Source organism: Stenotrophomonas sp. Steno-C15 (genome assembly GCF_056393265.1).
Map to the genome: position 1 here is coordinate 1 of NZ_JBWJPF010000019.1, position 11,472 is coordinate 11,472.

12 protein-coding genes are annotated in these 11,472 nt (G+C 66.9%); 2 read left to right on the forward strand and 10 right to left on the reverse strand.

Annotation, left to right across the window (positions count from 1 at the left end; genetic code table 11):
- The 9 genes from AC06FB_RS13985 to AC06FB_RS14025 form a co-directional block, all read right to left on the reverse strand.
- On the reverse strand, nucleotides 1–1,335 hold a 1,335-nt coding region (locus AC06FB_RS13985; RefSeq protein ID WP_478053795.1), incomplete at its 3' end, for an aminodeoxychorismate synthase component I.
- Between the two features lie 101 nt (nucleotides 1,336–1,436).
- Nucleotides 1,437–2,699, reverse strand: a complete 1,263-nt coding sequence (fabF, locus tag AC06FB_RS13990; RefSeq protein ID WP_053519103.1) for a beta-ketoacyl-ACP synthase II — start codon at nucleotides 2,697–2,699, stop codon at nucleotides 1,437–1,439.
- Between the two features lie 142 nt (nucleotides 2,700–2,841).
- Nucleotides 2,842–3,081: an acyl carrier protein gene (acpP, locus tag AC06FB_RS13995; RefSeq protein WP_053519101.1), complete on the reverse strand. Its 240-nt coding sequence runs from the start codon at nucleotides 3,079–3,081 to the stop codon at nucleotides 2,842–2,844.
- Between the two features lie 152 nt (nucleotides 3,082–3,233).
- The gene (gene fabG, locus AC06FB_RS14000) at nucleotides 3,234–3,977 is read right to left on the reverse strand and encodes a 3-oxoacyl-ACP reductase FabG (protein ID WP_053519099.1); all 744 of its coding nucleotides are present in this window, start codon (nucleotides 3,975–3,977) and stop codon (nucleotides 3,234–3,236) included.
- An 82-nt stretch (nucleotides 3,978–4,059) separates the two neighbouring features.
- The gene (gene fabD, locus AC06FB_RS14005) at nucleotides 4,060–5,004 is read right to left on the reverse strand and encodes an ACP S-malonyltransferase (RefSeq protein WP_053519097.1); all 945 of its coding nucleotides are present in this window, start codon (nucleotides 5,002–5,004) and stop codon (nucleotides 4,060–4,062) included.
- 188 nt (nucleotides 5,005–5,192) lie between these two features.
- Nucleotides 5,193–5,975, reverse strand: a complete 783-nt coding sequence (locus AC06FB_RS14010; protein WP_065182460.1) for a BUD32 family EKC/KEOPS complex subunit — start codon at nucleotides 5,973–5,975, stop codon at nucleotides 5,193–5,195.
- 75 nt (nucleotides 5,976–6,050) lie between these two features.
- Nucleotides 6,051–7,028 carry a beta-ketoacyl-ACP synthase III gene (locus tag AC06FB_RS14015; RefSeq protein ID WP_478053796.1) on the reverse strand — a complete coding sequence of 326 codons (978 nt, stop codon included), beginning with the start codon at nucleotides 7,026–7,028 and terminating at the stop codon, nucleotides 6,051–6,053.
- Between the two features lie 93 nt (nucleotides 7,029–7,121).
- Nucleotides 7,122–7,316 carry a 50S ribosomal protein L32 gene (gene rpmF, locus AC06FB_RS14020; protein ID WP_005408308.1) on the reverse strand — a complete coding sequence of 65 codons (195 nt, stop codon included), beginning with the start codon at nucleotides 7,314–7,316 and terminating at the stop codon, nucleotides 7,122–7,124.
- Between the two features lie 107 nt (nucleotides 7,317–7,423).
- Complete coding sequence (locus AC06FB_RS14025) at nucleotides 7,424–7,933, reverse strand: YceD family protein (protein ID WP_049404889.1); 510 nt, start codon at nucleotides 7,931–7,933, stop codon at nucleotides 7,424–7,426.
- A gap of 113 nt (nucleotides 7,934–8,046) precedes the next feature.
- On the opposite strand from AC06FB_RS14025, the gene AC06FB_RS14030 reads away from it, so the two are divergent.
- Entirely contained in the window at nucleotides 8,047–8,616 is a 570-nt protein-coding gene (locus AC06FB_RS14030) for a Maf family protein (protein ID WP_053519091.1), read from the forward strand.
- A gap of 17 nt (nucleotides 8,617–8,633) precedes the next feature.
- Here the strand turns inward: AC06FB_RS14030 and AC06FB_RS14035 are convergent, their stop codons facing one another.
- The gene (locus tag AC06FB_RS14035; protein WP_478053797.1) at nucleotides 8,634–10,475 is read right to left on the reverse strand and encodes a glycosyltransferase family 39 protein; all 1,842 of its coding nucleotides are present in this window, start codon (nucleotides 10,473–10,475) and stop codon (nucleotides 8,634–8,636) included.
- A 42-nt stretch (nucleotides 10,476–10,517) separates the two neighbouring features.
- Between AC06FB_RS14035 and AC06FB_RS14040 the strand changes: the two genes are divergently transcribed.
- Nucleotides 10,518–11,471 (forward strand): AAA family ATPase, encoded by a 954-nt coding sequence (locus AC06FB_RS14040; protein WP_459062711.1) that lies wholly within the window; start codon nucleotides 10,518–10,520, stop codon nucleotides 11,469–11,471.
- Nucleotide 11,472: the final 1 nt, after the last annotated feature.

Genomic DNA, 11,472 nt, shown 5'->3' on the forward strand with positions numbered 1-11,472 from the left:
GCCACGCGCTTTGGCACGGGTCTCGTCCAGCTCCTTGTCCGGGTCCGAATCGACCACGATGCCGGCGCCGGTGCGGAAACTGACCTCGTGGCCGTCCACCTCGGCGGTACGGATCAGGATGTTCAGGTCCAGGTCGCCATCACGGTTCAGCCAGCCGAACGCCCCGGTATAGGCACCGCGCGGCACCTGCTCCAGCTCGCTGATGATCTGCATGCAGCGCACCTTCGGGCAGCCGGTGATGGTGCCGCCGGGGAACGTTGCGGCGATCACTTCGCCGGGGGTGACCTCCGGGCGCAGATGGCCGCTGACGTTGCTGACGATGTGGTGCACATGGGCGTAGCTCTCCACCGTCATCAGTTCATCAACCACCACGGTGCCGGGCAGGCAGATGCGGCCCAGATCGTTGCGTTCGAGGTCGATCAGCATCACGTGCTCGGCGCGCTCCTTCGGGTGCCCGACCAGCTCCTGGATGCGCGCGGCATCATCGTCACCCTCGAAACGCGGGCGCGTGCCCGCGATCGGCCGGGTCTGCGCGTGGCCGGCATGCACCGATACCAGCCGCTCCGGCGAGGAGCTGACCACGTGCCGCCCAAACGCACTGAACAGGCCGGCAAACGGTGCGGGGTTGGCGCGGCGCAGCTGTGCGTACAGGGCCTGCGGGCTGACCGGCGTGGCGAACTGCGCGCTCCAGCGCCGCGACAGGTTCACCTGGAACACATCGCCGGCGCGCAGGTAGTCGATCACCCGGCGCACGCCGTCGGTGAAGCGCTGCGGCGCGTCTTCGCCGACCGACTGCGGCGGCTGCCAGCCCTGCCCCGCCTCCGGCAGCGCCTGCGCGGCCAGCGCCACCAGCGAGTCCAGCAGCGCCTGCTCGCCCGCTTCGGCGATGACGAAGCTGGCGTGGTTCTGGTGATCGTGCAGCACGGCCGCCGGGCAGCGCAGCGCCAGTGCCGTCGGCCGGCCATCATCGCGCGCACGCGCCTGCAGCACCGGCTCGATCTGGCTGGCCACTTCGTAGTCGAGCATCAAGGCCCAGCCGCCGCGGAACGGCAGGCTGTGACTGCCATCGTGCGGCAGCCGTGCCTGCTGCCAGGCGCGGTCCAGCGCCTGCAGGAAGCTGCCGGGCTGCACCGTATCCTGCTGGTCGCGCACGCAACCATCGGCATCCAGGCGCAGCGTGTCGCCCTGTGCGGCCAACAGCAGGCTCCAGCGCCCCTGCGCGGTGCCGGAAGCGGTGGACTCCATCAGCAGCGGGAAACGTTCCGGCGCCTGCTGCTGCAGGGCCAGCAGATCGATCGGATGCGGCAGCGGGTGGATCAGCGGGGCGTGGGTCATGGTGGCCTGCAGGGGAATTCAGATACACGGAAGCCGCCTTGCGGCGGCTTCCTTGTGCGTGGAGCACGTCCGGTCGAGCATGGCCCGACGCGACAACCCGGTCAGACGCGCTTGAAGATCAGCGTGCCGTTGGTGCCGCCGAAGCCGAAGCCATTGGACATCACCACGTCGACCTTGGCCTGGCGCGCTTCATTGGGGACGTAGTCCAGGTCACAGCCTTCGCCCGGCTCCTGCAGGTTGATGGTCGGCGGGATGACGTTGTCCTGCAGCGCCATCACCGAGAAGATCGCCTCCACACCGCCGGCCGCGCCGAGCAGGTGGCCGGTCATCGACTTGGTGGAGCTGACCATCATCTTGTAGGCGTGGTCGCCGAAGGCCGTCTTCATCGCCATGGTTTCGCCGAGGTCGCCCAGCGGCGTGGAGGTGCCATGTGCGTTGAGGTAACCCACCTGTTCCGGATTCAGGCCAGCGTCCTTCAACGCCATGGTCATGCAGCGGGCAGCGCCTTCGCCGTTCTCGCTCGGCGCGGTCATGTGGTACGCGTCGGAGCTGGCGCCGAAGCCGGCCAGCTCGCAATAGATCTTCGCGCCACGGGCCTTGGCGTGCTCGTACTCTTCCAGGATCAGGATGCCGGCACCGTCGCCCAGCACGAAGCCGTCGCGGTCCTTGTCCCAGGGGCGCGAGGCCTGTTCCGGTGCGTCGTTGCGGGTGGACATGGCCTTCATCGCGCAGAAGCCGCCCACGGCGGTCGGCGAGGAGCCGCGCTCGGCGCCGCCCACCACCATCACGTCCGCATCGCCGTACTGGATCATGCGCATGGCGGTGCCGATCGAGTGGTTCGAGGTGGCGCAGGCCGAAACCGCCGAGAACGACGGGCCCTTCAGGCCGGTGATGATGCTCAGCTGGCCCGGCAGCATGTTGATGATGGTCTTGGGCACGTAGAAGGGCGAGATCTTCTTGCCCTCGTGGAATTCGATGGTCTGCTCTTCGATGCCGAGCAGGCCGCCGATGCCGGCGCCGACGATGGCGCCGATGCGCTCGGCATTGGCGTCGGTGATCTCCAGGCCCGAATCATGCAGGGCCATGAACGAGGCACCGAGGCCGTAATGGATGAACGGGTCCATCTTCTTGGCATCCTTGCCGCTGACCCGATACTTGCCGAACAGTGCATTGTCGGCGGTGATGTCGAAGCCCTTGACCTCACCTGCAATCTTGGTGGTGAACCGTTCCAGGTAGGAATCGGCGACGTTGGTCAGCGGACCGATGCCCGAACGACCATGGGTGATACCTTCCCAGCTGCTGGCCAGATCATTGCCCAACGGCGAGACGATACCCAGGCCGGTTACGACGACGCGACGCTTCATTGCTGATTCTCCTGACCCGAAGATGCTTTCGGGCAACGCGGTTTGCTTCGGTGTGATGCGCAAACACACGGGGCCGCAACAGCGGCCCCATGGGGTGCGGTGCGCGCCGGGCGGATGCCCGCACGCGCACTGCCGTCTGACATCAGGCCTTGACGTGGGCCTTGATGTAGTCGATGGCGGCCTGCACGGTGCTGATCTTCTCGGCTTCTTCGTCCGGGATTTCGCACTCGAATTCTTCTTCCAGCGCCATCACCAGCTCGACGGTGTCCAGCGAGTCAGCGCCCAGGTCATCGACGAACGATGCGCTGGTGGTGACTTCTTCTTCCTTGACGCCAAGCTGTTCGACGACGATTTTCTTGACGCGTTCTTCGATGGTGCTCATGGGATCTCGCTCCAGATGGAGTTGTGGTTCAAAAGTGGTCGCCATCAAGGGCGATGGCCGTGGGATAGTGTAGTGGAAACCGGCGCGCCCTTGCATTGCAGCAAAAATCCACGCAGATCAACCACTTGCGGCGCAATCCGTGCGCCCCTTGCTTACGGCATGTACATGCCGCCGTTCACATGGAGGGTTTCGCCGGTGATGTAGCCGGCAGCCGGGCTGGCCAGGAAGGCCACCGCATGGGCGATGTCTTCCGGCGAACCCAGGCGTTCGAGGGCGATGTCGTTGATCAGCGCGGTGCGCGCTTCTTCCGGCAGTGCCTTGGTCATGTCGGTGTCGATGAAGCCCGGCGCGACCACGTTGACGGTGACGCCACGCGAGCCGATCTCCTTGGCCAGCGACTTGCTGAAGCCGATGATGCCGGCCTTGGCGGCCGCGTAGTTGGCCTGGCCGGCATTGCCGGTCACGCCCACCACCGAGGCGATGTTGATGATGCGGCCCTTGCGTGCCTTCATCATGCCGCGCATGACCGCCTTGCTGGTGCGGAACACGCTGGTCAGGTTGGTGTCGATGATCGAGGCCCAGTCATCGTCCTTCATGCGCATCAGCAGATTGTCGCGGGTGATGCCGGCGTTGTTGACCAGGATCGAGATCGGGCCGAATTCCTTGGCGATGCCATCCAGCACGCTGTCCAGTGCGGCGGCATCGGTGACGTTCAGCGCGCGGCCGTGACCACCGTGGGCCGCCAGGCGCTCGCCGATCGCAGCAGCGCCGGACTCGGTGGTGGCGGTGCCGATGACGGTGGCGCCCTGGGCGGCCAGCAGATCGGCAATGGCGGCACCGATGCCACGGCTGGCGCCGGTGACCAGTGCGATTTCACCCTGCAGGGGCTTGCTCATGATGGTTTCCTCAGACGGGGGCAGCCGCCCCACCCGCGCCGCGTGCAGCGGCCACTGGCAGGGTCGACAGGAACAGGGGCGATCAGGCCGACCATGCCTCGCGGGCGCTTTCAAAGTCGCCCGGGGTGGCCAGCGAACGGCCGTCGATGGCCTTGTCGATGCGCTTGACCAGGCCGGTCAGCACCTTGCCCGGGCCACATTCGGCAACCTGGGTGATGCCACGGGCGGCCAGGGCCTGCACGCAACCGGTCCACTGCACCGGCTGGTACAGCTGCTGGACCAGCGCGGTGCGGATGGCATCCACGCCGTCGTGCACCTGGGCATCGACGTTCTGTACCACCGGCAGCTGCGGAGCCTGCCAGGACAGCCCGGCCATCACTTCGGCCAGACGGTTGGCGGCCTCGCGCATCAACGGGGTATGCGAGGGCACGCTGACGGCCAGCTTCACTGCCTTGCGCACGCCCTTTTCGGCCAGCAACGCCAGCGCGCGGTCGACTGCTGCCGCATCGCCACCGATCACGATCTGGCCGGGCGAGTTGAAGTTGGCCGGTACCACCACCTGGCTGCCCGCTGCTTCGGCGCAGACGTCCAGCACCAGCTGGTCTTCGGCGCCGAGCACGGCGGCCATGGCGCCCACGCCGGCCGGAGCCGCGTCCTGCATCAGCTGGCCGCGCAGGCGCACCAGGTGCGCACCGTCATGCAGGCTCAGCGCGCCAGCGGCGACCAGCGCCGTGTACTCGCCCAGGCTGTGGCCGGCCAGCACCGACGGGCGCGGACCACCCACGGCGTTCCAGGCGCGCCACACGCCGATGCTCGCCGCCAACAGGGCCGGCTGCGTGTATTCGGTACGGTTGAGCATTTCCTCCGGGCCACCCTGGGACAGCGCCCACAGGTCGACGCCGGCACCATCGGATGCCTCGGTGAAGGCCTCACGCACCTGCGGGTGCAGCTCGGCCAGCTCGGCCACCATGCCCACAGACTGCGAGCCCTGGCCGGGGAAGACAAAAGCGAGGGTGGATACGGTCACGCGGTCATCCGCTTGTTGCAATCGAAGCGGGCCATGATAAGGGTGAATCCGCCGTGTCGTCTGTACGTGCGCGTATGCAGGGCGTATGGAGCGCGCCAGCAATGCCGGGCCGGCGAACGGTTGCGGCAGCGCCAAGCCATGCCCGGCGAACGATTCCGGTAGCGCCGGGCCATGCCCGGCGGATGCAATCAGCAGAACAACTGCAGAATGTCCAGTTCGCCATCGGCAAAGAAGTCCATGCACAGCCCGACCACCATCAGCACCCCCATGGTGGTGGCGCCGTGCGCGATGAAGATCGAATGGGCCAGCGTGCGCGCCGAGCGTCCGAGCTTCATGCAGACCCGGGCCAGGCGCTGCAGGCGGCCGCTCACAGCGTGCACGTGCTCGCGTACCGGCGCCTGCACGGTGCCGATCGCCTCGGCCATCATCGCCTGCAGGCAGTCAGGCCGGTCGGCGTAGTACTTGGCCACGCCATAGCCGAACATCAGCCAGTCGCGCGCCTGGGCTTCGGCCAGATCCATCACTTCCAGCGGATCTTCCTCGAAGTCGATGAAACCGACCCGCTCGCCATCCCAGGTGAGGTTGCGCGGCAGCGGCTGGCCGAAATAGGCGCCACGGCTGTGTGCTTCGGCAAGTGCCCGCATTGCGGCCATCACCAGCCGGTCCCGCCCGGCGTCGTCGGCCTCGCGCAGGCAGGTGTTGAACGAGCTGCCGTTGTCCCCGATCACCAGCGCGGCATGGCCGCTGCCGATCACGTCGGGCACGTTCACCCCTTGTGCCTGCAGTTCGCCCAGGCGGCGGGCCTCGACCTCGCGTGCGGCGTCTCCGCCCCGGTGCGGCGGCGGGCGCAGCGCGTCCAGCTGGAACCGGCGGGCGACGAAATTGAGCAGGCCCAGGGCCATGGCTCGGCTTCCCTTGCCGTACTGCTTCAGCCAGGCGCGCTGCCCGTCGATGACGATGGGCTCAACCATGACAGGACCTCCTTAAACGCGTTACGGCCCCGGAGGGCCGCAACGACAGACTTCACGTTGTCGTAACTTGCACTATCAATAGCGCAACAGGGCCGAACCCCACGTGAAGCCGCCACCAAAGGCTTCCAGCAGCAGCAGCTGACCGCGCTCGACGCGGCCCGAGCGGACCGCAGCGTCCAGCGCCAGCGGCACCGAGCCGGACGAGGTGTTGCCATGCTGGTCGACGGTGACCACGACCTGGTCCATCGACATTTCCAGCCGCTTGGCGGTGGCTTCGATGATGCGCAGGTTGGCCTGGTGCGGGATCAGCCAGTCCAGGTCCGACTTGTCCAGGCGATTGGCAGCCAGGGTCTCGTCCACGACCGAGTCCAGCGCCTTGACGGCGTACTTGAACACGTCGTTGCCCTTCATGTTGATGGTGCCGCCGCCATTGGCGCCGTCCTTGAAACCGGCCGAAACGCCAACCGGATTCCACAGCAGTTCCTTCTTGCTGCCATCAGAGTGCAGATGCGTGCTGAGGATGCCGGTTTCCTCGTCGGCCTTGAGCACGACGGCGCCAGCACCATCACCGAACAGCACGCAGGTGGTGCGGTCGTTCCAGTCGACGATGCGGGTCAGGGTTTCCGCGCCGATCACCAGCACGTGCCTGCAGTCGCCGGAACGGATGAACTTGTCGGCCACGCTCAGCGCGAACACGAAGCCCGAGCAGGCCGCGTTGACGTCGAAGGCGGGGCAACCGGCCACACCGAGCTTGGCCTGGATGAGGCACGCGGTGGACGGGAAAATCAGATCAGGCGTGGTCGTGCCGACCACGATCATGTCGAGCTGGGAAGCGTCGATGCCCGCCGCTTCAAGCGCACGCAGCGCAGCCTGGTAGCCGAGATCGCTGGTGGTCTCGCCTTCGGCCGCAATGTGCCGCTCACGAATACCGGTGCGCGTCTGGATCCACTCGTCCGAGGTTTCGACCATTTTTTCCAGGTCGGCGTTGGTCAGGACTTTTTCCGGCAAATAGCTGCCGGTGCCCGCGATCCTCGAGTAGATCCGCTTGCTCATCATGTTTCCTGTTGCGCGGGCCGCCGATCACCGGCACGCCCGGGGAAAGAAGGCAAAGGCCGCTGCCCGTCGGGCAGCGGCCTTCCCGGCACATCAATCTTCTTCGACGGCCGAGGTCTTGGTCTGGATGACCTTCTTGCCACGGTAGAAACCGTCGGCAGTGATGTGGTGACGCAGATGCACTTCACCGGTGGTCGGGTCGGTCGACAGCTGCTTGGCGCTCAGGGCGTCATGCGAACGACGCTGGCCGCGACGGGACGGGGTAACACGGGATTTCTGGACAGCCATGGGATTGCTCCAAACTCGGTTCGTTTTGCTTCGTCGTTTCGTCGCACAGGACGCCAGCGCCCAGCACACTTTTCGCTTTCGCCGCAGCCGCCGACGACAACCGGCTGCTATTGTTTCTTCAACGCCGCCAACGCCGCGAACGGGTTGGCCTTCTTCGTTTCTTCTTCGCTCGGTGCCCAGTCCTTGTCGACTGCTTCACCGTCGGGTGACAGCGGCACCACCGGCACCGCCAGCACCAGCTCGTCCTCGACCAGGTCCAGCGGACGCAGCTGGCCATCTTCCGGCACCAGCAACGCCTCGTATTCCTCCGGCAGGGACGATTCCTCGTCCTCGTCGCGGATCAGGCCAAGCCTCTGGGTCACCTTCACCGGCAACAGGAATCGCTGCATGCTGCGCTGACAGGTCAGCGGCAGCGCGGTGTCGATGGTCAGTTCCACATAGGATACCCGCAAGACGTCGTCGCGACCGAACTCAAGCGAGTACACGCACTCGCCGTCGGTATCTGCGACCAACCCCTGCAGGCGGGTCAATTCAGCCAGGGACACCTGACCGTCGAAGCGCCTTCGCGCTACAACCATCCGCCAGGCATCCAGCGTTTCGGGCACGTTCGCGGACATAAGCCGCTGAATACTAAGGATCCGGGCGGCGGCTGTCAAATGCCCGCCACATGAGGCTTGCCGCTGGCAGTCAGGCCGGGCCAGACTGCCGCACCCTGCCCCGGTATTGTTGCATGACCCTGGTCCTGGCCTCCACCTCCCGTTACCGCCGCGAACTGCTGCAGCGGCTGGCCCTGCCGTTCGAGTGCGCGCGCCCGGAGGTGGATGAAACGCCGTTGAGCGGTGAAGCCCCGCTGGATCTGGCGGTACGCCTGGCCGCGGCCAAGGCGGCCGATGTGGCCGCCCGCCACCCGGGCGCCTGGGTGATCGGCTCGGACCAGGTCGCCGATCTGGAAGGCCGGCCGCTGGGCAAGCCAGGCACGGTCGATGCCGCCTGTGCGCAGTTGGCGGCCATGGCCGGACGCACCGTACGCTTCCACACCGCCCTCAATCTCACACGGGACGGAGAATCTTTCGCAGCGCTGGATCTGACCGAAGTGCGCTTCCGTCATCTTGATGCCGCGGAAATCGCCCGTTATGTCGCTGCCGAGCAGCCCCTTGACTGTGCCGGCAGCTTCAAATGCGAAGGACTGGGCATCAGCCTGTTCGAAGCCATCGACAGCCGCGATCCCACTGCGCTGGTCGGCCTGCCCCTGATCGCCCTGTGCGGCGTGCTGCGCAGGGCCGGATTCCGGGTGCCCTGAGCCCCGCGGTAGCGCCTTCAGCGCTTCTCCAACACGAACGGCTGCTCCTGCCATGCTTCCACGCTGCCGTCGTGGCCGTACAGGCGCAGGCCCAGCCAGTGCTTGCCCGGTGCCAGCACGGAGGTATCGAGGCTGGCATCGAAGCCCACGGCCGGATGCTGCGGATCGGTGCTGTCCGGCCAGGCCGGGCGCAGGTCGAACTCGCGACCGTAGCGTGCATCGCCGATCGAACGGCCATCGACCAGCACCTCCACGCGCGCCAGGCCGACGCCGTCCTTGAAGGCCCAGCCCCGGATCGCCAGCGTGCCGGACACCTTCTCGCCATTGGACGGCGCATCCAGCCACGCCATCGCCGGCGTCACGCAGGGCCCCGGCGCGCGCTGCGCCGGCAGGCGGAACAGCAGGAAGCGCTGGAAGCCGTGGTCACTGCTAACAATCCGTGGTGCCGGCAGCGGCCCCACCTGTTCGCAGACCGCGTGATAGCGGTCCAGCAGCTCGCGGTACCGCTGGTCGCTGGGTGACAGCACCAGCAGCATGGGCGCGGTGCGCTCACCGGCATGCACCAGGTTCCACTGCGCCAGCTGCGCCGTGCGGCCATGCTTGTCGTTGAGCGGGTGCGGCAACACTTCGATATCGCCATCGCCCAGCTGGAAGCCCAGCTCGGCCCCCACCTTGAAGTTGCCGGCCAGGACACGCGTGCCTTCCGGCATCTGCTGCAGTTCCTCGCGGACCGCCGCGGCCAACGGCTCCCAGCCGGCGAAATTGCGCGGGTAGTACTTGCTGCCGGCCATCTGCTCGCGCAGTGCCGGCGTGGATGCCATCAGGTAGTAGCCGAACGCCAGCACCATGCCCAGCCCTGCCAGCCACCACCCTGTCCTGCGCAGCCAGCGCGGCCATCCATTGAGCACCACCGGTACCGCGACCAGCAGCGCCAGGTAGCCCGGCAGCGGCCAGTGGAAACTGATGCGCTCGACATCGGTGAAGAACCCCAGCAGGAAGATGCCCAGCGTCGATACGCCGCCCACCAGCCCGAAGTAGCGCCACTGCACGCGCGCACCACCACCGCTGCGCGTGCCGGCCAGCGCCACCTTCCACATCGCGATGCACAGGATAGGGGTGACCAGCATCGGCTGGATCACCAGGAACCACAGCCCACCCCACTCGAACGCCCAGGGATGGCGCTCGACCACCTGGAACTTCAGCCCGGCATCGTGGTTGTCCGCATTCCACGCCAGCAACGGCAACCAGGCCAGTACACCGATGGCCAGCGCGACCCAGACCCGCGGATCGGCCAGCATGCGCCGGCCCTGCGGCAACGCCAGCAACGCGATGAAGCCGACGCCGATCACGCCGATGAAGCGATAGTGGCTGAGCGCACCGATCAGCAGGCCCAACGCCAGCTTCATCGCCGATGATGCGTCCACGTTGTGCAGCAGGCGCGCACCCGCGTGCAGGCACAGCACGGCCGCCAGCGCCATGGGTACGTCCGGCACCGCCAGCAGCCCCAGCGTGGCCGACAGTGGCATCAGCAGAGTAAGGCTGCCTGCCTGCCAACCGGCCACGGCACCGAACCAGCGCGTGGCGATGCGCGAAACCAGCCAGGGCAGCAACGCACCTATCGCCAGGAACGGCAGGCGCAGGGCCAGCACGTGATGACCGCCGATCTCCACGCCCAGCCGGGCCATCCACGCGGTCAGGCCCGGCAGATCGGAATAGGCCGCCGCCAGGTGCTGGCCTTCCTGCCAGTAGAACGCTTCATCGACGAACAGTGGCAGGCGCGCGGCCACCACCAGCTTGGCCGCTGTGACCAGCGTCCATAACCAGAGAAAAATCGTCCGTGCGCGCTGTTCGCCCTGCATTGCTCTATGGATAATCGAGGAGATTCCAGATCAGAGACGATCATGCCAGCTTCGTCCCCCAGTCCCAGCATGCTAACCGATCAACTGCGCCAGTCCCTGCGGGAGGCCCAGGATCAGGTCAACGCGCTGGTGCTGGGCAAGGTTCCGGAAGTGCGGCTCGCCTTCGTCGCTCTGCTGTCCGGTGGACATCTGCTGATCGAGGACCTGCCCGGCCTCGGCAAGACCACGCTGGCCCACGCGCTGGCCAGCAGTCTGGGCCTGGGCTTCCAGCGCGTGCAGTTCACCTCGGACCTGTTGCCGGCCGATGTGCTTGGCGTATCGGTGTATGAGGCAGGCAGTCGCCAGTTCCAGTTCCATCCCGGCCCGGTGTTCACCCATGTGCTGCTGGCCGATGAAATCAACCGCGCGCCACCACGCACGCAGAGCGCGCTGCTGGAGGCCATGGCCGAACAGCAGGTGACACTGGATGGACAGACGCATGCGCTGCCGGCCCCCTTCTTCGTGATCGCCACCCAGAATCCGGTGGACCTGTCGGGCACGTTCCCCTTGCCCGACTCGCAGCTGGACCGTTTCCTGCTGCGGCTGGCGATGGGCTATCCCAGCCCGCAGGCCGAGCGCGAGCTGCTGCGCGGCACCGATCGCCGCGACCTGATCGCACGTGCGATGCCAAAACTGGACGAAGTGCAGGTGCGGGCATTGCGTGAGGCCGTAGGCCAGGTCCACGCCAGCGACGCGCTGGTCGACTACGTGCAGGCCCTGCTGACACGCAGCCGCCAGCATGCAGGCGTGCGCGTAGGGCTGTCGCCTCGTGCCGGACTGGCGCTGCTGCGTGCAGCCCGGGCGCATGCGCTGCTGCTCGGCCGCAGCCATGTCATTCCCGAAGACGTGCAGACGCTGTTCGTGGCGGTGGCGGGGCATCGACTGGTGGCCGAAGCCGAGTCCAGCTCCGGGCCTGCGCTGGCACGCGCGATCCTGCAGACCGTCACGGTGGACTGAG